This window comes from Actinomycetospora sp. (genome assembly GCF_036497245.1).
Lineage (GTDB): Bacteria > Actinomycetota > Actinomycetes > Mycobacteriales > Pseudonocardiaceae > Actinomycetospora.
Window position 1 is genome coordinate 1 of sequence record NZ_DASXJS010000144.1, and the last position, 21,572, is coordinate 21,572.

Sequence of the window (21,572 nt, forward strand, 5' to 3'; positions counted from 1 at the left end):
ATACCACCAGGCTACGGTCCCCTGACCAGCAACAACAGCCGCTATTCGAACACATGTGCGATCGCAAAGGGTCTAATCGAGCCTGTCGCCTGGATCAACGTCCGGGGAAGAACTGGCCCGTCGACACGACATCGGACACCCCTGCCGTCCGTGGACACCGCACGCTGAGGCACTGACGACCTTCGACGACGACCTCGACCGGCTCCTCACGCGACTGGCCACCACCGATCCGGACAGCCCGGTGCCCAACTGGTCGGTGCTCCCCGACGAGGCGGTCTACTGGGTCCGCCGCGCCGCCCACGAGTTCGCGGTCCACCGCTGGGACGCCGCGACCACGCGGGACACCGAGCCCGACCCGATCCCCGTCGACCTCGCCCGCGACGGCATCGCCGAGTTCTTCGAGGCGTTCGTCGCCACCGCCTTCGCAGCCGGGTTCGCCCCGCCGACCGAGGCGACGCTGGTGCTCCAGCTCACGGACACGGGCGAGACCGTGCGCCAGGACCTCCCCGACCCCGGTCCCGAGACCGTGGTGCGCGGCACGACGTGGGAGCTCGCCCTCGTGCTCTGGCACCGCCGGGACCCGGTGGCCTTCCACGTCTCCGGCGACCGCACGCCCCTGGAGACCTGGCCGCACATCTGAGCGGCAGGTCGGCGCGGCAGGTCGGCGCCGGGACGGTCACCGTGTCGGGTCCGGGACCTCCTGGACCGCGTGCACCCGGGCGGTGTCGGCCGGCGTCCAGCCCGGCGGCGGGACGACGTCCATCCAGGCGTCCAGGGACTCGGGTCCGTAGTTGTGGCCGTGCCCGAACGGGACGGTCTGCGCGCGGATCATGTCCATCGTGACCTGCCAGAACGTCACCAGCGGGTACCACCGCACGGTCGGCAGCACGTCCTCCCCGCGGGGCTCGGCGAGCCAGTCCGGCCGTGACCACAGCAGCTCCGGGCTCCACCAGACGACCGGGTCGCTGGCGTGCTGCAGGTAGACCACGCGCGGGTCGGGCCAGGGCCCGGGCGGCGCCGCCGGGAGGTGGGTGGTGACCGATCCGCCGCCGAAGCGCACCGTCCGGCCGCCCTCGACGACGGGCCGGATCTCGGGGCTGCCCGGGTCACGGCCGGCGACGAGGCCGTGCCAGAGCGGCGAGGAGTTCGGCGGGCCGTTCCACAGCGCGCCGTCGGCCCGCGCCCGCACGTCGTCCAGCGTCGGGAACGCGGCCTGCGACCCCAACGAGCCGAGCGACTCCCCGAACACGACGACCTTGGGGCGGGGCGCCCCGGGCGGCATCGCGTCCACCGCCGCGCGCACCGCGTCGAACATCGTGGTGCCCGCCTCGCGCACCCGGTCGCCGTCGAGGAGGAACGACAACCCGCTCGGCAGGAGCGAGTACTGGCTGGTGACCAGCGCGGTGTCGCCACCCCAGGCGAGCTCGAGGGCGTTCATGGCCTCGGCGTCGGCGAAGCCGGTCCCGGTGGTGGTGACGACGCCGATGACCGGCCGGGTGAACGCCCCGGTGCGGGCGAGCTCACGCACGGCCAGCTGCGCGCGCTCGCGGGCGTCCTCGGAGGCGCCGAGCCCGATGTAGACCCGGACCGGGTCCACCGCCGCGTGCCCGCTCGCCCGGGCGAGGTCCGCGGGGGAGGGGGCGGTGGTGACGAAGGTGCGCCCGCCGCGGCCCAGGCTGTCCCAGCTCACCAGTGATGCCGGCGACCCGGAGCGCAGCGGGTCGGCCGGTTGCGCCGCGCCACCGAAGACCCCCTCGTTCTGCACGGCGAACGCGCGGTCGAGCAGGGTGCGGGCCGGGTTGAATCCCGGGATGCCGGCCAGCGAGATCGCGATCGCCGCCACGACGACGAGCCCCACGACGCCGAGCGCGCGCCGTGGCCACCGGGGGAGCGCCCGTACGCCCCGGACGAGGACGAACAGCACGACGAGGACCCCGACGGTGACCGGGATCGCGATCAGCCAGTCGCGCAGCTGCGGCCCTGGGATGCCCAGCAGCGCCGCCTGATCGGCCTGCCACCCGAACCCGAGGTAGCCCATGACGGCCCAGGCCAGCAGGAGCACGACGACCAGCAGCGTCCAGGCGGCGCCGTTCAGTCGCCGCCCGGTGCGGCGCGTGAGCGGGCGCAGCAGGAGGCCGAGCAGGACACCGACGAGATAACCGGCCGCGAGCATGACCCCGCTGACGAGGCCCTGGAACAGCCCGGTGCGCGGGATCAGCCCGGGCGTCAGCGCGAGCACGCCGAGTGCCGTCCCCACCAGGAGGCCGCCCGGGTGCAGCAGGGGACGACGGCGGGTGGCTCGCGCGGCCTCGGGGCGCGCGGCGCCGGTGGGAGGGGTCAGGTCGGGCAGGGTCGGGCGGGGCGCCTGCGGCTCGGGCACGGCGAGAGTCTCGCGCGATCACCGCCGTCGTGCCCGGGCACCCTCTACACGGGCACACCGTCCAGCGCCTCCAGGGCCGTCGCGACCACGGTCTCCGGGCTGTCCTCCTGCACCAGGTGCCCGGCGCCGTCGACGACCCGCACGGCGGCCCCCGGTATCCGCGCCGCCAGATCGTGGGCCCGCGCGACCGGGATCCAGCGGTCCTGCGCGCCCCAGAGGATCGTCACGGGGCACCGGATCTCGTCGAGGCGGTCCTGGATCGCGTCGGTGTACCGGTCGTCCATCTGGGCGATCTGCCGGTAGAACGCCGGCTGTCCGACCTCGCCCAGCCAGGGATCGAGGTACCGGCGCATCTCGGCGTCGTCCAGCGTGCGGTGAACCCCGCCGGTGACGTACGCGCGCACCACCGCCTCGTGGACGTACGGCGGGAGCTCCGCGTAGGCGTCCGGGTGGCGTCGTGCGGCCTGCACCAGTGGCGAGCCGGTCGGGCTCAGCGCGACCGGGTCGATCAGGGTCAACGTGCGGTAGTCCCGGCCGTCGAGCAGGTGGGTGCGCAGGGCGGTGGCCCCGCCGAAGTCGTGCGCGACGACGTCGGGCCGCTCCAGGCCCCAGTGGTCGAGCAGGGCCGCGAACAGCTCGTTCTGGACGCCCAGGGACACGTCCTGGCCCTCGCGCTGCTCGGAGCGCCCGTAGCCCAGCAGGTCGAAGGCGAACACCCGGCGACGGTGGGCCAGGTGCGGCGCGATGCGTCGCCACACGACCGAGGAGAACGGGGTGCCGTGCAGCAGGACCAGCGGTTCGCCGGAGCCCTGCGTGCCCCAGCGGACGCGATCACCGCGGAACGTATACGTCTCGGTCAACTCCATGATCTAACCCCTTTCGCTGCTATTATGGTTAGACAGCGACCGAGGAGGTGTCAACCGTGACCGCACAGTGGAGTCCCGAGGCGTTCGTCGGCGGCCACCCGGCGCTCGACTTCACCAACACCGTGGGCGGGTTCCTGCGCGAGCGCCTCGAGCGGGTCGCCACGTACGCCGACCTGGTGGCCTGGGCCCGGGCCGCCGAGGTCCTCGCCGGCGCCGAGGCCGCCGAGCTCGTGGCCCTCGCCGATGCCGACCCGGACGGCGCCGCGGCCGCCCTGGACGAGGCGCGGGCGCAGCGCGAGGCGCTCCACCGATGGCTGGCCGCGGCCGTGACCGGCGAGGAGTCCGACGACGGCGACCGGGCGCGGGTCGCGCGCGACGTCACCGAGGCCCACGGGGTGGCGCGGCCGGCCCCGGACCCGACGCGCGGCCCGGCGTGGCTGGTCGCCGTCGCCGACGTCGGGCTCGCGCTGCCCGCCCGGCGCCTCGCGCTGGCCACCGCCGGGCTGCTCGCGAGCGAGGAGCGCCACCGCATCGGGCTCTGCGGGCGCTGCTCGTGGCTGTTCCTGGACCCGTCACCGTCCCGGCGCAGGCGGTGGTGCTCGATGGCGACCTGCGGCAACCGCGCGAAGGCTGCTCGGCATCACGCGCGGGGGTCCGGTTGATCTTCCGGCCGCCGCTCCGCCTGACAGCAATGGTCCATTGCTGTCATCTGACGAGTGGGTGGCGCATCCCACTCATTGCCCGGGCGGCCGGGCCGGCCCGCGCTCGGCCGCGAAGCGCTCCACCCACCGGCGCTGTCCACGGGTCTCCACGGCCCGACGGTGGTGGTGGGCCCGGACCCAGGCCACCGCCTCGTCGGGCCCGAGACCGTCGAGGACGGCCACGCAGGCCAGCACGGTCCCGGTGCGCCCGACCCCGCCGCCGCACGCCACCTCGACGTCCTCACCCAGTGCCGTGATGCGGTGGTGGGTCCCGACGATCGCGTCCAACGCCTCCGTCGGGTGGCGGGGGAGCCGGAAGTCCGGCCAGACCAGCCAACGGCGCGGCCAGGTCAGCGACGGGTCATGCCGCCGGGCCGCTCGTGGCGACCCCAGGTAGAGCCCGAAGGCCGGTGTGGGACCGGGTGGGAGCCCCTGACGCAGCCCACGACCGCGCACCGGTCCGCCGCCGGGCAGGGTGATCGCTCCGTCGAGCACGAGCACCCCTCCGAACGAGAATGTCCCGTTCCTGTCGTCAGATGAAAGCAATGGATCATTGCTGACACGGGGTGCGGGGTGGGGCGGGTTCGGGCTAGATCAGCTCCTGGCCGCCCTCGTCGCGGGTCGTGAGCACCGTGTGAATCTCCTTCTCGACGCCCTCGCCCGCGACGAAGAGCATCTCGTCGCCGCCCTCGAGCGGGTCGTCGGACTGGGGCACGATCACCCGCCCGCCGCGCAGGATCGCGACGAGGGCGGCGTCGGCGGGCAGCGGCACCTCGCGCACCGGCCGGCCGGCGAGCGGGGTGTCCGGGGGCAGGGTCACCTCGACGAGGTTGGCCTTGCCCTGGCGCAGCGTGAGCAGCCGGACGAGGTCGCCGACCGACACCGCCTCCTCGACCATCGCCGCGAGCATGCGCGGGGTCGAGACCGCGACGTCGACGCCCCAGGACTCGGTGAACAGCCACTCGTTGCGCGGGTCGTTCACCCGCGCCACCACGCGCTTGACCGCGAACTCGGTCTTCGCCAGCAGCGACACCACCAGGTTGACCTTGTCGTCCCCGGTGGCGGCGATGACGACGTCGCAGTCCTGCACCTGCGCGTCCTCGAGGGAGGCCACCTCGCAGGCGTCGGCGTGCACCCACTCCGCGGCGGGCACCGACTCCGGTTCCACCTCGGCGAGGTCGCGCTCGACGAGCATCACCTCGTGGGAGTTCTCGATGAGCTCGGCGGCGATGGAGCGCCCCACGGCGCCCGCCCCGGCGATCGTCACGCGCATCCCGCTACCCCCGCTCCACCGGCGCGGTCAGCGCCGCCTGGGTGACCGTCGCCACGGTCCCGCTGACCGCCGCGGCGTAGACCACGTCATCGGCCTGGATCACGGTGTCGGGCCGCGTCAGCACCCCGGTGCCGAAGCGCACGATGAACGCGACGCGGCTGCCCGTCGCCTCCTCCAGCTCCGTCGCCGGGCGCCCCGACCAGTCCTCGTGGAACGGGAGCTGCATGATCGCGACGGTGCCCGAGGGGTCGCGCCAGGCGGTGGCGACGCCGTCGGGCAGGAGCATCCGGAGGAAGCGGTCGGTGGTCCAGGGGACCGTGGCGACCGTCGGGATGCCGAGCCGCTCGTACACGGCGGCGCGCTTGGCGTCGTAGATCCGGGCCACGACCTGGTCGACGCCGAACGTCTCCCGCGCGACACGCGCGGAGATGATGTTGGAATTGTCGCCCGAGGAGACCGCCGCGAACGCCTGCGCCCGATGGATGCCCGCGGAGGTGAGGACCTCGCGGTCGAACCCGACGCCGACGACCTCTTGGCCGTGGAAGTCGTTCCCCAGGCGCCGGAACGCCTGGGGGTCGCGGTCGACGACGGCCACCTCGTGGCCGAGTCGCTCCAGCGACAGGGCCAGCGCCGAGCCCACGCGGCCGCAGCCCATGACGACGATGTGCACGCGTCCTCCCGTCGCACCGCGGTCCCCCGACCGCCCCACGGTCGCCCGGTCGCTGACCGACCGGGCTGGGCTCTCGTCCCTCGCCGGGCGCACGGTATCGGGTGCCCCCGACGATCCGTGCGGCAACGGGTGGTCGCGGCCGCGTCACCGGGAGCTGCGGGGCCGGCCCCGATGGTGCGACGAGCGTCCCGGCCGGTCGCCCTGCCACCTGCCCGCCCGTTCGGCCTACGCTCTGCGCCGTGCCCAGGCTCGCGACCGCCGCGAAACGCCTCGTGCTCGGACTCCCGTTCCGCAGCGACGAGCTCTCGGGAACCTTGCTGCGCAAACGGGTCGCGCTGCCGGTGTTCGCGTCCGACGCCCTCTCCTCCGTGGCGTACGCCCCGCAGGAGGTGCTGATCACCCTGTCCCTGGCGGGGCTCGGCGCCTACGTGTTCTCGCCGTGGATCGGGCTCGCGGTCGTCGTCGTGCTCGCGACGGTGGTGGTGAGCTACCGGCAGAACGTGCACGCCTACCCCTCGGGCGGGGGCGACTACGAGATCGCGACGGTCAACCTGGGCCGCTACGCAGGCCTGACGGTCGCGTCCGCCCTGCTCGTCGACTACACGCTCACGGTGGCCGTGTCGATGTCGTCGGCCGCGGACAACCTCGGGGCGCTCATCCCGTTCGTCGGGACGCACAAGGTGCTCTTCTGCGTGCTGGCCATCGCCATCCTCACCGCGATCAACCTCCGCGGGGTGCGCGAGTCGGGGGCGGCGTTCGCGATCCCGGTCTACTGCTTCATCGCGAGCCTCGTGGTGATGATCGTCGTCGGGATCGTCCGGCTCGTCCTGAGCGGGGAGCCCCTCATCGCGCCCAGCGCGGGCGTCCAGATCGTCGGCGAGGACCACCAGCTCTCGCAGTTCGCCCTGATGTTCCTGGTCCTGCGCTCGTTCACCCAGGGCTGCGCCGCGCTGACCGGCGTCGAGGCGATCTCCAACGGGGTCCCGGCGTTCCGCAAGCCCAAGTCCCGCAACGCAGCGACCACCCTGGCGATGCTCGGCCTCATCGCGGTCGGACTCTTCGGCGGCATGCTCGCCCTGGCCCGCGCGACCGGCGTCCACCTGGCCGAGAACCCGGACACCCAGTTGGTCGGCGCCCCTCCGGGCTACAAGCAGGAAACGCTGATCGCCCAGCTGGCCCAGACGATCTTCGAGGGCTTCCCGCCCGGGTTCTGGGCCGTGACGATCTTCACGGCGCTGATCCTGGTGCTCGCGGCCAACACCGCGTTCAACGGCTTCCCGGTGCTCGGGTCGATCCTCGCCCAGGACCGCTACCTGCCACGGCAGCTCCACACCCGCGGCGACCGGCTGGCGTTCTCGAACGGGATCCTCTTCCTGGCGTTCTTCGCCGTGGTGCTCGTCGTCGGGTTCGGCGCCGAGGTCACCGCGCTGATCCCGCTCTACACCGTCGGGGTGTTCGTCTCGTTCACCCTGAGCCAGACCGGCATGGTCCGGCACTGGAACCGGCTGCTGCGCACCGAGACCGGCGACACCGAGCGGCGCCGCCTGCACAAGTCCCGCGTGGTGTCGATGTTCGGCGCCGCGATGACGGGTGTGGTGCTCGTCGTCGTGCTCATCACGAAGTTCGCGGTTGGAGCGTGGATCGCGATCGTCGCCGGCGCCCTGGCGTTCGCGCTGATGCTCTCCATCCGGCGCCACTACGACCGGGTCGCCGAGGAGATCGCCGCCCCCGAGGTCATCGACGCCGTCCTGCCCAGTCGCAACCACGCGATCGTGCTGGTCTCGAGGGTGCACAAGCCGACGCTGCGTGCCGTGGCGTACGCCCGGGCGACCCGGCCCGACGTCCTCGAGGCGGTCACCGTCAACGTCGACGACGCCGACACCCGCCGCGTCGTCGCCGACTGGGAGGCCCGGAAGCTGCCTGTGCCGCTGAAGGTGCTGGAATCTCCCTACCGCGAGATCACGCGGCCGATCCTGGCCTACGTCAAGCGGATTCGGACCGACAGCCCGCGCGACGTGGTGACGGTGTTCATTCCGGAGTACGTGCTCGGGCGCTGGTGGGAACAGGTCCTGCACAACCAGAGCGCCCTGCGCCTCAAGGGCAGGCTCCTGTTCCAGAAGGGCGTGATGGTGGTCAGCGTGCCGTGGCAGCTCGAGTCGTCGGCTCGGCTCGCGACCCGGAAGCCGCCCGCGGCACCCGGGTCCGCGCGCCGGGGCTACGAGGCGCCGCCGCCCGGAGCGGGCGGCGCCCACCCCGGCAGCTCGCCCCACGCGACCGGGACGTCCACGCTCCCGACCCCCGAGCCGGGGACGCGGACGGCGAGCTCGCCGACGGATCCCGCGGGCCCGGACGGGTCGGCCACCCGACCCGGCGCCGATGTCCGATGAAGCCCCGCCCGATGAAGGCCTGCCCGATGAAGCCCCGCCCGATGAAGCCCCGCCCGACCAACCCCGGGCCGGTGGCCCGGTGACCGCGGCAGGGCCGGTCGAGGACTCCTGGGTCGACCGGATGCTCGACGTCGAGATCGGTGCGATCGCCCACGGCGGGCACTGCGTCGCCCGCCACGAGGGCCGCGTCGTCTTCGTCCGGCACGCGCTGCCCGGCGAGCGGGTGCACGCGGTCGTCACCGAGGACGGCGGCGGGTCGTTCTGCCGGGCCGACGCGGTGACGGTGCTGCGGGAGGCGCCCGGCCGGGTCGAGCCCGCCTGCCCGTGGGCGGGGCCCGGCGGCTGCGGCGGGTGCGACTTCCAGCACGCCGACCACGACACCCAGCGCGACCTCAAGGCCGCCGTGGTGGCCGAGCAGCTGGCGCACATCGCCGGGATCGAGCGGGAGATCGTCTGCGAGGCGCTCCCCGGGGGGCCGCTGGGCTGGCGCACGCGGATGCGGATGGCGGTGACCGACGACGGCAGGCCCGGGCTGCGGGCCCACCGCAGCCACGAGGTGCTCCCGGTCGGCGACTGCCCGATCGCGGTCCCGGAGGCGCTGGCGCCCGTCCTGGAGCGGGACTGGACGCCGACCGCCGAGATCGAGGTGGTCCGCGACGGCGACGGGGAGACCCACGCCGCCGAGCTCCTCGAGGGCGAGCGGCGCCTCGAGGTCGGGTCGGGGACGGCCCACGAGCACGCCGCCGGACGGGACTGGGAGCTGCCCGCCCCCACCTTCTGGCAGGTGCACCCGGGTGCGGCGGACGCCGTCGTCGGGGCCGCGATGGCCGGGGTCGGCGACCTCGGGCCCGGCGACACGGTCTGGGATCTCTACGGTGGCGCCGGGCTCATCGCTGCTGCGCTCGCCGAGCGGGTCGGCGCGGGCGGGCTCGTGGTGAACGTGGAGTCCGATCCCGACGCCACCGGGGCCGCGGCCCGCAACCTCGACGACCTGCCGGCCTGCCGCGTCGTGCGCGGCCGCGTCGAGAAGGTGCTGGAGTCCCTGGTCCGCGTCGGGGCGAGCGAAGCGACGGGGGATCGGGTCAGTCGGGCGCCGGACGTGATCGTCGCCGACCCGCCCCGCAAGGGGCTCGGGCGCCCGCTGGCCGCCCGCATCGGAGCCCTCGGGGCCCGTCGGATCGTGCACGTGGCCTGCGACCCGGCGGCCCTGGCCCGCGACGTCGCCGCGCTCGCCGAGACCGGATACCGGCTCGACGACCTGCGGGTCTTCGACGCGTTCCCGATGACCCACCACGTGGAGTGCGTCGCCACCCTCGTGCGGATCGGGGTCGACGGCACGCCCCGGGACGGGAGCGGAGCGGAGCCCGACCACCCGGACCGCTCGTGAACCGTCCGGCTCCCCCGGAGGGCGGGAGCCTGGTGTCACTCGGCCTGGTCCCGGCCGGACCGGTCAGCTTCCTCGACGGCGTGGGCCTCGTCGACCACCACTGCCACTCCGTGGTCGCCACCGACCTGGACCGCCCCGCGTTCGAGGCGATGCTCACCGAGGGGGACGGGCCCGCCCCCGGCACCTCGGCCTTCGACTCCGCGCTCGGGCTCTCGGTGCGGCGCTGGTGCGCCCCGGTCCTCGGGCTGCCGCCGCACGCCGATCCGGACGCCTACCTGACGCGCCGCACCGAGATCGGCACCGGCCCCGCCTCCCGGGCGCTGATGCGGGCCGCCGGCGCCGAGACGCTGCTGGTCGACCACGGCTTCGCCGCGGGCGGCCTGCTCGGGCTGGACGAGCTCCAGGAGACGGCGGGGGTGCCGGTCGGCGAGGTGGTGCGCCTGGAGGCGGTAGCCCAGGACGTGGCCGACGCCGGCGTGGACGCCGCGGGCTACGGCGACGCGGTGGCCGCCGAGGTCGCCCGCCGCACCGCCCCGGAGGTCCGCCCACTGGCCGTGGCCTGCAAGACGGTGCTGGCCTACCGCGCGGGCCTCGACGTCGACCCGCGGCGCCCCGAACCCGCCGAGGTGGCCGCCGCCGCGGACGCCTGGCTGCCCCGCCGGGCCGCCGAGGGCGCGACGCTGCGCGACCCGGTGCTGCTGCGCCACGGCATCTGGACCGGCCTCGACACCGGGCTGCCGCTGCAGGTGCACACCGGGTTCGGCGACCCCGACGAGGACCTGCACCGCGCCGACCCGGCCCTGCTCAGCGGGCTCGCGCGCCTCGTGGAGCCGCTCGGCGTGCCGCTGATGCTGCTGCACACCTACCCGTACCACCGCCAGGCGGCGTGGCTGGCGCAGGTGTTCTCCTGCGTGCACGTCGACGTCAGCCTCGCCGTGCCCTACGTCGGGGCCCGCTCCCGCGACGTGATCGCCGAGATGCTCGAGCTCGCCCCCTTCGCCAAGGTGCTCTACGCCTCGGACGCCTACGGTCTGCCCGAGCTGCACCTGCTGGGCGCGCTGCGGTTCCGGGCGGCCCTGGGCGGGCTGCTCGAGCAGGCCTGCGCGACCGACGAAATCTCTCCTGCCGACGCCGAACGGGTGGCCACCATGATCGCTCGCGAGAACGCCCACCGGGTCTACGCGCGGATGCCGGTGTGACCGACCCCACGGCGCCCCCGGTGCCCCCGGTGCCCGGCGTGCCCGCGGCCCTGGCCGCCGCACTGGAGGCCGAGCTCCCCGCCGCGATCGAGCTCCGGCACGTGCTGCACCGCGAGCCGCGGATCTCCGGCGACGAGGCCGACTCCCGGGACGCCGTCGCGGCCGCCCTGTTCACCGGGGCGAGCGGAGCGACGGGGGAGGTCACGGGGGCGAGCGGAGCGACGGGGGATGTCACAGCTCTGGAACCGGTGGCCGACACCGGCGGGATGCTGCGTCTCGGCGGCCCGGGTCCCGCCGTCGCGGTGCGCGCCGAGCTGGACGCGCTCCCCGTGGTCGAGCAGACCGGCCTCCCGTTCGCCGCCGTCATGCCCGCGGACCACCCGGCCGCGCACGTGTGCGGCCACGACGTCCACGTCGCCGCGCTGGTGGCGCTCACGCGCGCCGTCGCGGCCGCCCCCGGGCTGCTGCCCACGCCGCTGCTCGCGGTCTTCCAGCCCCGGGAGGAGAAGGCGCCGAGCGGCGCGGCGGACGTCGTCGCCGCCGCGGCCTTCCGTGCGCACACCCCGGCCGCGATGCTCGGGGTGCACGTGCAGCCCGAGCTGCCCCGGGGGATCGTCTCGGTCCGCCCGGGCGCGGTGAACGCCTCGTCCGACGAGATCGAGATCGCCGTGCACGGCCGCGCGGGCCACGGTGGCTACCCCCACCGCACCCGGGACCCCGTCCTCGCGCTCGCCCAGGTCGTGGTGTCGATCCAGCAGGTGGTCTCGCGGCGGGTGAATCCGCTCGAGGCGGGCGTGGTCACCATCGGGCAGATGACGGCGGGGACGGCGCCCAACGTCGTGCCCGCCGAGGCCACCGCGCGCGGCACCGTCCGCGCCCTCGACGCGGACCGCGACGAGATCCTCGCCGCGGTGCGCGACGTCGTCGAGCACACCGCGGCCGCCCACGGCTGCACCGGCGAGATGCGCGTGGTCCCCAACGAGCCCGCCGTCGTCAACGACGCCGGGCTGGCGGGCGCCGTCGCGGCCTTCCTCGGCAGGCGCCGCCGCGGGGAGCACGCGCCGAGCCCGACGGGACTGGCCCTCGACACCCTTTTCCGGTCGTGCGGAGCCGATGACTTCTCCCACTACGCCGCCGGAGAGGACGCGCCGCCGGTCCCGTCCGTCATGCTCTTCGTCGGCACCGCCGACCCCGACGCGGCGCCCGGCACCGCCCCCGGTCTGCACCACCCCGGGTTCTCGCCCGACGACGCGATGGTCGGCGAGGTCGCCCGCGCCCTGCTCGCCGCCGTCGTGGCCGCGGGCCACCACCTCGCCGTCCCGTCCCGACCCCAGGAGTCCCGGTGACCGAGATTCGTCACTTCAGCAGTGCCTTCCTCCGCGACCCGCTGCACGTCGCGGCGCTCTTCCCCAGCTTCCCGCCGCTGTGCCGGCAGGCGATCGCCCCGCTGCCCGAGACCGGCGACCCCGTCGTCGTCGACCTCGGGGCGGGCACCGGCTCGGTGACCGACGAGGTCCAGAAGCGGTTGCAGGGCCGCGGCAGGCACATCGCGATCGAGTTCGACGAGGAGATGGCCGCGGTGCTGCGCGAACGCCACCCGGACGTCGAGGTGATCTGCGACGACGCGCACACGGCGGTGGAGAAACTGCTGGCCGAGGGCGTGCGCGCCGACCTGTCGGTGTCCGGGCTGCCCTGGCTCGCCACCGCACCGAAGGACCGCTCGATCTTCCCGTTGCTCGCCCGGATGGCGGCGCCCGGCGGTGCCGTGACGCAGCTCGCCCACGCCTGGATCCGGTTCTTCCCGACCGCCGCGCAGGTGCAGCGCAACCTCGAGGCCACCTTCGAGGAGGTCGTGGTCAGCCGCACGGTGTGGCTGAACGCCCCGCCCGCCGTCGTGTACGTGGCCCGTCGGCCCCGGACGGCGTGACGGGACGGTCTGACTCGTCACCGGCGGCCGGCAACGGCCTGCAGGCCCCCGGGTACTCCGTAGACTGGCCACGGCCCGCGCGCCGGGCCCATCCGGGACCCGTGAGAGATGAGGCGAGAAGCAGTGAGCCTGCTGCAGCGCGTCCGCACCCCGGCCGACCTCAGGGCGCTCGCCGCCGGTGAGGTCGACTCGCTGGCCGCGGAGATCCGCGGCTTCCTCGTCGACAAGGTCTGCCGCACCGGGGGACACCTCGGTCCGAACCTCGGCGTCGTCGAGCTGACGCTCGCGCTGCACCGGGTCTTCGACTCGCCGCGCGACGCACTCGTGTTCGACACCGGCCACCAGAGCTACGTCCACAAGATCGTCACGGGCCGCTCCGGCGCGTTCGACGGTCTGCGCCAGGGCGGCGGCCTCTCCGGCTACCCCAGCCGCACCGAGAGCGAGCACGACCACGTCGAGAACTCCCACGCCTCGACGGCGCTGTCCTGGGCGGACGGACTGGCGAAGGCCGACGCGCTGCTCGGACGGGACCGCTCGGTGGTGGCGGTCGTCGGCGACGGCGCCCTCACCGGCGGCATGTGCTGGGAGGCCCTGAACAACATCGCCGGCTCGGACCGGCCCGTGGTCATCGTGGTCAACGACAACGGCCGCTCCTACGCGCCGACCACCGGCGGGCTCTCCGACCGGCTCTCGACGCTGCGGCTGGCCCCGCGCTACGAGGAGGTCCTCGAGCAGGGCAAGCGCGCGCTGCAGAAGCTGCCGGTCGTCGGCGGGCCGCTCTACTCGGCGATGCACGCGGCGAAGGCCGGGGTCAAGGACGCGTTCACCCCGCAGGCGCTCTTCTCCGACCTCGGCATCAAGTACGTCGGCCCCGTCGACGGGCACGACGTCGAGGCGCTGGAGACGGCGCTGTCGGCCGCCCGGGACTTCGGCGCGCCGGTGATCGTGCACGCGGTCACCTACAAGGGCCGCGGCTTCCCCTCCGCCGAGCAGGACCAGGCCGAGCAGATGCACTCGGTCGGCGTCCTCGACCCGGACACCGGGCTGCCCGTCGGCCCGAAGCCGCGCGAATGGACCGCGGTGTTCACCGAGGCCATGCTCGAGCTCGGCCACGAGCGCTCCGACGTCGTCGCGATCACCGCCGCCATGCCGGGGCCGACGGGCCTGTCCGCGTTCGGCGAGGCCTACCCGGAGCGCCTGTTCGACGTCGGGATCGCCGAGGCGCACGCCATGACCTCGGCGGCGGGGCTCGCACACGGCGGCCTGCACCCGGTCGTGGCGGTGTACTCCACCTTCCTCAATCGCGCCTTCGACCAGCTCCTCCTCGACGTCGCCCTGCACCGCGAGCCGGTCACGGTCGTGCTCGACCGTGCCGGCGTCACCGGCAGCGACGGCGCCAGCCACAACGGCATGTGGGACCTCTCGGTGATGGGGATCGTCCCCGGCCTGCGGGTGGCGGCGCCGCGCGACGCGGTGACCCTGCGCGACGAGCTGCGCGAGGCGGTCGGCGTCGCCGACGGGCCGACCGCGCTGCGCTGGTCCAAGGGCGCCGTTCCCGGTGAGGTGCCCGCGCTGCGCCGGATCGCCGCGGGCGGCCGGGACGCGACCGGCGGCCCGGGCGCGGTCGACGTGCTCGCCGAACCGGGCCGGCTCTCCCGCGCGGCCCCGCGACCCACCTCCGTCGAGCGTCTCGACGACGCCGAGACCCCGGCCGTTCCCGACGTGCTGCTCGTGGCCGTCGGCGCGTTCGGCCAGCTCGGGGTCGAGGCGGCCGACCGTCTCACCGCGCAGGGGATCGGGGTGACCGTGGTCGACCCGCGGTGGCTGCAGCCGGTTCCCGAGGTCCTGACCGAGCTCGCGGCCGCGCACCGGCTGGTGGTGACCGTCGAGGACGGCGGGCGCCACGGCGGGTTCGGGTCCGCGCTGGCCGATCACCTCGTCGAGGCGGACGTCGACGTCCCGGTGCGCCGCATCGCCCTCGACCAGGAGTTCCTCGCCCACGACAGCCGGGGCGCGATCCTCACCGCGGCGGGCCTGACCGACCAGGACGTGGCCCGCCGGGTCACCGAGTGGGTGTCCGGCCGATCCGGCGAGTCGGTCGCCACCATGCCGTCGCTCCCGCACGCCGCGGGCGACAGCGGCCGCTGAGACCGGCGGTCAGGCGGGCCGCGGCCCGGGGCCGGGTACGGCGCCGACGAGCATCATGAGGGTGTCGGTGAGCTCGGTGATCGCGGCGTCCAGGCGCTCACCGCGCAGTCCGGAGAACCAGACGGCCGACTGGCTCATCGACGCGTGCATGCACCGCAGGGCCGAGTCGACGCTGGTGACGGTGAACGAGCCCGACCCGACCCCCTCGTCGATGAGGTCGCGGAAGAGCCGGTCGTGCCGTTGGCGCAGCGCCTTGATCACCTCGCGCTGCTGCTCGGGCCAGTCCTGCGGGACGAGGAACAGCCGCAGCCCGGCGGGGTAGTCGCGGACCGCGATGCCGATGTGCTCGGCGATCAGTCTGCGGAGCCGGTCGTGGACCGGGCCGTCGAGGGTCGCGAGGAGCCCTTCGAGGCGCTCCGTCCACCGGTTCCCGAGGGTCTCGATGGCTGAGGTCCCGAGCTGGTCCTTGCTCGGGAAGTAGTAGTACAGCGAGCCCTTGGTGACGTCGAGCCGTTCGGCGACGTCCTCGAGGCTCACCGCGTCGTAGCCGCGCTCGCCGAACAGCTCCGCGGCGGTCGCGAGGATCTCCTGGATGCGGCGGTCCCGCTTGCGCTGGACCCGCCCCACCGGGGCGGCATCCGCTGCCGCCGTCTCCCGTGCGCTCATCCCGCCCCACCTCCTGGCGTCAGGCTAGATCACTCGTGCTGTCGTCGGCTCTTAGGACGGATAACGAATCAGCAGTCATATGTTGACTCTGCAGTCAAACTTTGTCACGGTCGTCAGTGTCAGCGGACCGACCAGGAGGTTCTCCCGCCATGAGCGACTACGACGACGTGTCCTACGAGGTCGACGGCAGCACGGCCGTCATCACCATCGACCGGCCGGAGCGCTAAAACGCCTTCCGGGGCCGCACCGTCGAGGAGCTGATCCGCGCCTTCCGCACCGCGTGGGCCGACCGGTCGGTCCAGGCCGTCGTGTTCACCGGCGCAGGCGAGAAGGCCTTCTGCACCGGGGGCGACGTGAAACAGCGCGCCGAGACCGGCGACTACGGGCCGACCGACAGCGGCATGTTCGAGATCGGCAACCTGCACAAGCTCATCCGTGACATCCCGAAGCCCGTCATCGCCGCGGTCAACGGCGTCGCGGTGGGCGGTGGGCACGTGCTGCACGTGCTCTGCGACCTGTCGATCGCCTCCGAGAACGCCCGGTTCGGCCAGGCCGGACCGAAGGTCGGCTCCTTCGACGCCGGCTTCGGCTCGGCCTTCCTCGCCCGCGTCGTGGGGGAGAAGCGGGCGCGCGAGATGTGGTACCTCTGCCGGCTCTACGACGCCGAGACCGCCGAGCGGTGGGGCCTGGTCAACGCGGTCGTGCCGGCCGACGAGCTGCTCACCGAGGCCAAGGCGTGGGCCGCCGAGATCGGGGAGAAGAGCCCGACGGCGATCCGTTTCCTCAAGCAGTCGTTCAACGCCGACACCGACCACCAGGCCGGCCTGAGCAACATGGCGATGTCCGCGCTGGACCTGTTCACGGCCTCGCCGGAGGGCCTCGAGGGCGCCGAGGCGTTCGCCGAGAAGCGCACCCCCGACTTCGCCGCCCACGTCGCGGGCCACTGATCGCGATGGACTTCGAGCTGACCGAGCGCCAGCGCGAGTACCGCGACCTCGCCCGCACCGTGGCGACGAAGCAGCTGCTGCCCGACTACCGGGCCCGCGAGCGCGCCGGGCGCATCGATCCCGATCTGCGTCGTGACCTGGGGCGCCGGGGGCTGATCGCTTCCGAGCTCCCCACCGAGCTCGGCGGGCAGGGGCTGGAGCGACTCACCACGGGCCTGATCGTCGAGGAGATCGGGCGCGGCGACGTCAACGTGGCCTACCTGCAGGTCGTCGGATCGCTCGTGGGACAGATCCTCGCGGGGAACGCGGGTCCCGCCCTCGCCCGGGAGTGGGTGCCGCGGATCTGCTCGGGGGAGGAGATCGTCGGCATCGGGCTCACCGAGCCCCACGCCGGCTCCGACGCCGGGATGCCCCGGCTGACCGCGGTCCGCGACGGTGGGGACTACGTGCTCAACGGCGTCAAGTCGCTGTCGTTCGCCGGTGACGCGGCCGCCGTCGTGGTCTTCGCGCGCACCTCCCGGACGCAGGCCCGCGGGAAGGGCATCAGCGCGCTGCTGGTCCCCCTGGATCGGCCCGGCGTGACCCGCGAGCCCTACCCGGACATGGGCACCCGCGCCGTCGGGCGCGGCGCCGCGCACTTCGAGGACGTCCGGGTGCCCGTCGGGAACCTGCTCGGGGACGAGGGACGCGGGTTCACCCAGGTCATGGTGGGCTTCGACTTCAGTCGCGCCCTCATCGGGCTGCAGTGCCTGGGTGCGGCGCAGCAGACCGTCGACGAGACGTGGAGCTACGTCAGCGAGCGCACCTCGTTCGACCGGCCGCTCTCGACCAACCAGGGCGTGGCCTTCCCGCTCGCCGAGGCCGACACCCTCCTGACCGCCGCCCGGCTGCTCTGCCACCAGACACTGTGGCTCAAGGACGCCGGGCAGCCCCACACCTCCCAGGCCGCGATGGCCAAGTGGTGGGCCCCGAAGACCGCGTACGACGTCATCAACCAGTGCCTGCTGCTGCACGGGCAGTACGGCTACCGGACCGAGCTGCCGATCGAGCAGCGGATGCGCGACGTGCTCGGCCTGCAGATCGGTGACGGCACCGCCCAGATCATGAAGCTCGTCATCGCCCGCGGGCGGCTGGGCCGTGACCTCGCGCCCTGACCGGCCCGCCCCACCTCACACACCCCACCACCTCAGACCCAGGAGTCCCCATGGGAAAGCTCGACGACAAGATCCCGATCGTGACCGGCGCCGGCCAGGGCATCGGCCGGGGGATCGCCGAGAAGCTCGCGTCCGAGGGGGCCACCGTCGTGGTCACCGACGTGAACGAGGCGACCGCCAAGGAGACCGCGGACGCCCTCGGCGGGACCGCGACGGGACTCCACGCCGACGTCACCTCCCGCGAGTCGGTCGAGGGCATGGTGGCCCAGGTCCGGGCGCGGTTCGGGCGGATCGACGTGCTGGTCAACAACGCGGGGTGGGACGTCGCCGGCCCGTTCGTCGACTCCGACCCCGCCGACTGGGACAAGGTCATCGCGATCAACCTCTACGGCGTCCTGAACACCTGCCGGGCGGTCCTCCCGCTCATGGCCGAGCAGGGCGCGGGCTCGGTCGTCAACCTCGGCTCCGACGCGGGCCGCGTGGGCTCCTCCGGCGAGGCGGTCTATTCCGCGGCCAAGGGCGGGATCATCGCCTTCACCAAGACGATCGCCCGCGAGATGGCCCGCAAGCAGGTCAACGCCAACTGCGTCTGCCCGGGCCCCACCGACACCGCACTGTTCGCCTCGATGGGCGGGGACGACCCGAAGCTGCGCGAGTCGCTGACCCGGGCGATCCCCTTCCGTCGGCTCGCCGCCCCCTCGGACCTCGCGAACGCGGTCGCGTTCCTGGCCTCCGACGAGGCCTCCTACATCACCGGCCAGACCGTCAGCGTCAGCGGCGGCCTCACCATGAGCTGACCGGGCACCGCCACGCGGACCGGTCGGCGGACAAGGACGTCGCCATGAGCTTCGAGACCACCCTCACCGCGGAACAGATCGAGCGGTTCACCGCCGAGGGCCACTGGACCGGGAAGGTCATCACCGACTTCCTCGACGAGGTCGCCGCGGCCCACCCCGACCGGACCGCCGCCGTCGACGCCCGGGGCCGGATCACCTACGGCGAGCTCAAGGCCCGGTCCGGCCGGGCGGCCGCCGGATTCCTCGAGCTCGGGGTCGGCCCGGGGGACGTGGTGTCCTTCCAGCTGCCGAACTGGATCGAGTTCCTCGTCGTGCACTTCGCGGTCACCCGGATCGGCGCGGTGAACAACCCGCTCATCCCCATCTACCGCGACCGCGAGGTCGGGTTCATGGTCGGCATGGCCGAGTCGAAGGTGCTGATCGTCCCGCAGTCCTTCCGCGGCTTCGACCACCCCGGGATGGCCGCTCGGCTCCGGGACCGCTGGCCGGCGCTGGAGCACCTGCTCGTCGTCGACGGCCCGTCCGGCGACGGCCGGACCGGGTGGGACGACTTCATGGCCACCGTCTGGGAGGACCGCCACGGTCCGGCCGAGCTCGCGGCCCTGCGCCCGGATCCCGACGACGTCACCCTGCTCATCTTCACGTCCGGGACGACGGGCGAGCCCAAGGGCGTCATGCACACCCACAACACCCTCGTCGCCGCGAACGCGCCGCTGCCCGCGCGCCTCGGTGTCGGCGCCGACAGCGTGATCCACATGGCGTCGACGTTCGCCCACCTCACGGGCTTCCTCTACGGGGCGAGGCTCCCGGTCCAGGTCGGCGGCGCGACGGCGGTCTACCAGGACGTCTGGCGGCCCGAGGAGTTCGTCGAGCTGGTCGAGACCCACGGCATCGCCTACACCTCGGCCGCCACCCCCTTCCTCCACGACACCCTCGCGGCACCGAACCTCGCGGGGCACGACATGTCCTCGCTGGTGCGGTTCTGCTGCATGGGCGCCCCGATCCCGCGGTCGATCGTGCGGGAGGCCCGCACGAAGCTGCCCGACCTCGTGGTGCTGGGCGGGTGGGGCCAGAGCGAGGACGCGCTGGTCACCCTCGGGATCCCCGGTGACCCCGAGGAGAAGATCGTCGAGCGGGACGGCTACCCGTGGCCGGGCATGCGCATCCGGGTCGTCGACGTCGACGGGGTCCCGCTCCCCGCCGGCGCCGAGGGGCGGCTGCAGGTGACCGGCCCCTTCCTGTTCGTGGGCTACCGCAAGCGGCTCGACATGACCAGGGACGCCTACGACGGCGAGTGGTTCGACACCGGCGACGTCGCCGAGATCGACGGCGAGGGCTACCTGAACATCACTGGCCGCACCAGGGACGTGATCATCCGCGGCGGCGAGAACCTCCCGGTCGCCTACATCGAGGACACCCTCTACGAGCACCCCGACGTCGTCGCCGTGGCCCTCGTCGGGCTTCCCGACCCGCGGCTGCAGGAACGCGCCTGCGCGGTGGTGGTCCTCGCGCCCGGCGCCCCCGGAATGAGCATGTCGGACCTGCAGACCTTCCTGGGGGAGAAGGGGGTCGCCAAGCAGTACTGGCCCGAGCGCGTCGAGATCGTCGGCGAGCTCCCCCGCACCCCCAGCGGCAAGATCCAGAAGTTCGTGCTGCGCGAGCAGCTCTCCGAGGAGCAGGTATGAGCACCCTGACCGCCACCCACCCGGCCGCCGGCCCGGCGCCCGCCGACCCGGCGCACGACTATCTCGACCTCGACGGCCTGCTCTCGCCCGAGGAGATCGCGCTGCGCGCGCGGGTCCGCGGCTTCGTCGACGAGCGGATCCGGCCCCACGTCGCCGACTGGTTCGAGAGCGCCCACTTCCCCCGCGATCTCGTGCCGGAGATGGGCTCGCAGGGGCTGCTCGGCATGCACCTGCACGGCTACGGCTGTGCGGGGCGAAGCGCCGTCGAGTACGGCCTGGCCGCTCTCGAACTGGAGGCGGGGGACTCGGGCATCCGCACGTTCGTCAGCGTCCAGGGCTCGCTGGCGATGAGCGCGATCCACCGGTTCGGCAGCGAGGAGCACAAGCGGCGGTGGCTGCCGGGCATGGCCGCGGGCGAGCTGATCGGCTGCTTCGGGCTGACCGAGCCCGGCGCGGGCAGCGACCCCGGCGGGATGACCACCCGGGCGGTCCGCGACGGCGGGCAGTGGGTGCTCTCCGGGGCCAAGCGCTGGATCGGGCTCGCCTCGGTCGCCGACGTCGCGGTGATCTGGGCGCGCACCGACGACGGCGTCCGCGGCTTCGTCGTCCCGACGGACACCGCGGGCTTCACCGCCACCCCGATCACCGCGAAGCTCTCGATCCGCACCTCCATCCAGTGCGACGTCACCCTCGACGACGTCCGGGTGCCCGCCGACGCCGTCCTGCCCGGTGCGGCCGGCCTCGCCGGTCCGTTCTCCTGCCTGAACGAGGCCCGCTACGGCATCATGTGGGGCGCGATCGGGGCCGCTCGGGACGCCTACGAGACCGCGCTGACCTACGCCCTGGAGCGTCGCCAGTTCGGCGAGCCGATCGCCGCCTTCCAGCTCACCCAGCAGAAGCTGGTGGACATGGCCCTGGAGATCCAGAAGGGTCAGCTCGTGGCGCTGCGGACCGGGCGGCTCAAGGACGCCGGTCGGCTGCGTCCCGAGCAGATCTCCTTCGGGAAGCTGAACAACGTCCGTGAGGCGATCGCGATCTGCCACCAGGCCCGCACCGTGCTCGGCGGCAACGGCATCACCGGCGAGTACTCGCCCCTGCGCCATGCCAACAACCTCGAGAGCGTCCGCACCTACGAGGGCACCGACGAGGTCCACACCCTGATCATGGGCCGTGCCCTCACCGGCATCCCCGCCTTCGCGGCCGCGGCCCGGCGCTGACCCGCCCCGGCTCAGGGGGCCTCCATCCATGGACAGCAATGGCCCATTGCTGTCATCTGACGAGCGGGGGGCGCCATCCACTCGTGCGCGCCTCCCACTCGTCCGCGCGTCCCATTCCGTCCCCCGCGTCGCCGCCCCGCGGGAGATCCAGGAGATCCGCCCAGCAAC

Annotated in this window: 18 protein-coding genes and 1 pseudogene; 13 read left to right on the forward strand and 6 right to left on the reverse strand. The window is 73.8% G+C overall.

Features of this window, described 5'->3' with window-relative positions:
* Positions 1 to 130 precede the first annotated feature (130 nt).
* On the forward strand, positions 131 to 640 hold the full coding sequence (locus VGI02_RS15490) for a maleylpyruvate isomerase N-terminal domain-containing protein (RefSeq protein WP_331628373.1): 510 nt from the start codon (positions 131 to 133) through the stop codon (positions 638 to 640).
* Positions 641 to 676: 36 nt separating this feature from the next.
* Here VGI02_RS15490 and VGI02_RS15495 read toward each other — a convergent pair whose 3' ends face one another.
* Positions 677 to 2,380, reverse strand: a complete 1,704-nt coding sequence (locus VGI02_RS15495; RefSeq protein WP_331628332.1) for an alpha/beta-hydrolase family protein — start codon at positions 2,378 to 2,380, stop codon at positions 677 to 679.
* A 44-nt stretch (positions 2,381 to 2,424) separates the two neighbouring features.
* On the reverse strand, positions 2,425 to 3,246 hold the full coding sequence (locus tag VGI02_RS15500; protein WP_331628334.1) for an alpha/beta fold hydrolase: 822 nt from the start codon (positions 3,244 to 3,246) through the stop codon (positions 2,425 to 2,427).
* 56 nt (positions 3,247 to 3,302) lie between these two features.
* Between VGI02_RS15500 and VGI02_RS15505 the strand changes: the two genes are divergently transcribed.
* Positions 3,303 to 3,908 (forward strand): CGNR zinc finger domain-containing protein, encoded by a 606-nt coding sequence (locus VGI02_RS15505; protein ID WP_331628336.1) that lies wholly within the window; start codon positions 3,303 to 3,305, stop codon positions 3,906 to 3,908.
* Between the two features lie 72 nt (positions 3,909 to 3,980).
* Here the strand turns inward: VGI02_RS15505 and VGI02_RS15510 are convergent, their stop codons facing one another.
* From VGI02_RS15510 to VGI02_RS15520, 3 genes are all read right to left on the reverse strand, one after another.
* A complete protein-coding gene (locus VGI02_RS15510; protein WP_331628338.1) occupies positions 3,981 to 4,442 on the reverse strand; it encodes a protein-tyrosine phosphatase family protein in 462 nt (153 codons plus the stop codon).
* Positions 4,443 to 4,536: 94 nt separating this feature from the next.
* The gene (locus tag VGI02_RS15515; protein ID WP_331628340.1) at positions 4,537 to 5,220 is read right to left on the reverse strand and encodes a potassium channel family protein; all 684 of its coding nucleotides are present in this window, start codon (positions 5,218 to 5,220) and stop codon (positions 4,537 to 4,539) included.
* Between the two features lie 4 nt (positions 5,221 to 5,224).
* Positions 5,225 to 5,890: a potassium channel family protein gene (locus VGI02_RS15520; protein ID WP_331628343.1), complete on the reverse strand. Its 666-nt coding sequence runs from the start codon at positions 5,888 to 5,890 to the stop codon at positions 5,225 to 5,227.
* 239 nt (positions 5,891 to 6,129) lie between these two features.
* Between VGI02_RS15520 and VGI02_RS15525 the strand changes: the two genes are divergently transcribed.
* From VGI02_RS15525 to dxs, 6 genes are all read left to right on the forward strand, one after another.
* Positions 6,130 to 8,277, forward strand: coding sequence for an APC family permease (locus VGI02_RS15525; protein ID WP_331628345.1), 2,148 nt, complete (start codon positions 6,130 to 6,132; stop codon positions 8,275 to 8,277).
* Positions 8,278 to 8,398: 121 nt separating this feature from the next.
* Positions 8,399 to 9,664, forward strand: a complete 1,266-nt coding sequence (locus VGI02_RS15530; protein ID WP_331628375.1) for a class I SAM-dependent RNA methyltransferase — start codon at positions 8,399 to 8,401, stop codon at positions 9,662 to 9,664.
* A gap of 32 nt (positions 9,665 to 9,696) precedes the next feature.
* Entirely contained in the window at positions 9,697 to 10,863 is a 1,167-nt protein-coding gene (locus VGI02_RS15535; RefSeq protein ID WP_331628347.1) for an amidohydrolase family protein, read from the forward strand.
* Positions 10,860 to 12,209, forward strand: a complete 1,350-nt coding sequence (locus tag VGI02_RS15540) for a M20 metallopeptidase family protein (protein ID WP_331628349.1) — start codon at positions 10,860 to 10,862, stop codon at positions 12,207 to 12,209. Before VGI02_RS15535 ends, VGI02_RS15540 begins: the two co-directional genes overlap by 4 nt.
* Positions 12,206 to 12,790, forward strand: a complete 585-nt coding sequence (locus VGI02_RS15545; RefSeq protein WP_331628351.1) for a class I SAM-dependent methyltransferase — start codon at positions 12,206 to 12,208, stop codon at positions 12,788 to 12,790. The genes VGI02_RS15540 and VGI02_RS15545 overlap by 4 nt, the downstream gene beginning before the upstream one ends.
* Positions 12,791 to 12,913: 123 nt before the next feature.
* Positions 12,914 to 14,938 (forward strand): 1-deoxy-D-xylulose-5-phosphate synthase, encoded by a 2,025-nt coding sequence (gene dxs / locus VGI02_RS15550; protein WP_331628353.1) that lies wholly within the window; start codon positions 12,914 to 12,916, stop codon positions 14,936 to 14,938.
* Positions 14,939 to 14,947: 9 nt separating this feature from the next.
* Here dxs and VGI02_RS15555 read toward each other — a convergent pair whose 3' ends face one another.
* A complete protein-coding gene (locus VGI02_RS15555; RefSeq protein ID WP_331628355.1) occupies positions 14,948 to 15,604 on the reverse strand; it encodes a TetR/AcrR family transcriptional regulator in 657 nt (218 codons plus the stop codon).
* Positions 15,605 to 15,843: 239 nt separating this feature from the next.
* Between VGI02_RS15555 and VGI02_RS15560 the strand changes: the two are divergent.
* From VGI02_RS15560 to VGI02_RS15580, 5 genes and pseudogenes are all read left to right on the forward strand, one after another.
* Positions 15,844 to 16,551: pseudogene (locus tag VGI02_RS15560) on the forward strand (enoyl-CoA hydratase-related protein); the annotation flags it as partial.
* A gap of 5 nt (positions 16,552 to 16,556) precedes the next feature.
* Positions 16,557 to 17,705 (forward strand): acyl-CoA dehydrogenase family protein, encoded by a 1,149-nt coding sequence (locus VGI02_RS15565; protein WP_331628357.1) that lies wholly within the window; start codon positions 16,557 to 16,559, stop codon positions 17,703 to 17,705.
* Positions 17,706 to 17,755: 50 nt separating this feature from the next.
* Positions 17,756 to 18,502 (forward strand): SDR family NAD(P)-dependent oxidoreductase, encoded by a 747-nt coding sequence (locus VGI02_RS15570; RefSeq protein ID WP_331628359.1) that lies wholly within the window; start codon positions 17,756 to 17,758, stop codon positions 18,500 to 18,502.
* 44 nt (positions 18,503 to 18,546) lie between these two features.
* Positions 18,547 to 20,187, forward strand: a complete 1,641-nt coding sequence (locus tag VGI02_RS15575) for an AMP-binding protein (protein WP_331628361.1) — start codon at positions 18,547 to 18,549, stop codon at positions 20,185 to 20,187.
* Entirely contained in the window at positions 20,184 to 21,404 is a 1,221-nt protein-coding gene (locus VGI02_RS15580) for an acyl-CoA dehydrogenase family protein (protein WP_331628363.1), read from the forward strand. Before VGI02_RS15575 ends, VGI02_RS15580 begins: the two co-directional genes overlap by 4 nt.
* Positions 21,405 to 21,572: the final 168 nt, after the last annotated feature.

What these genes read in the sequence shown, in the direction of transcription:
- VGI02_RS15500 (WP_331628334.1), bottom strand. Translation starts at nt 3,246, where the DNA reads ATGGAGTTGACCGAGACGTATACGTTCCGCGGTGATCGCGTCCGCTGG.
- VGI02_RS15515 (WP_331628340.1), bottom strand. Translation starts at nt 5,220, where the DNA reads ATGCGCGTGACGATCGCCGGGGCGGGCGCCGTGGGGCGCTCCATCGCC.
- VGI02_RS15530 (WP_331628375.1), top strand. Translation starts at nt 8,399, where the DNA reads ATGCTCGACGTCGAGATCGGTGCGATCGCCCACGGCGGGCACTGCGTC.
- VGI02_RS15555 (WP_331628355.1), bottom strand. Translation starts at nt 15,604, where the DNA reads ATGAGCGCACGGGAGACGGCGGCAGCGGATGCCGCCCCGGTGGGGCGG.
- VGI02_RS15565 (WP_331628357.1), top strand. Translation starts at nt 16,557, where the DNA reads ATGGACTTCGAGCTGACCGAGCGCCAGCGCGAGTACCGCGACCTCGCC.
- VGI02_RS15570 (WP_331628359.1), top strand. Translation starts at nt 17,756, where the DNA reads ATGGGAAAGCTCGACGACAAGATCCCGATCGTGACCGGCGCCGGCCAG.
- VGI02_RS15575 (WP_331628361.1), top strand. Translation starts at nt 18,547, where the DNA reads ATGAGCTTCGAGACCACCCTCACCGCGGAACAGATCGAGCGGTTCACC.
- VGI02_RS15580 (WP_331628363.1), top strand. Translation starts at nt 20,184, where the DNA reads ATGAGCACCCTGACCGCCACCCACCCGGCCGCCGGCCCGGCGCCCGCC.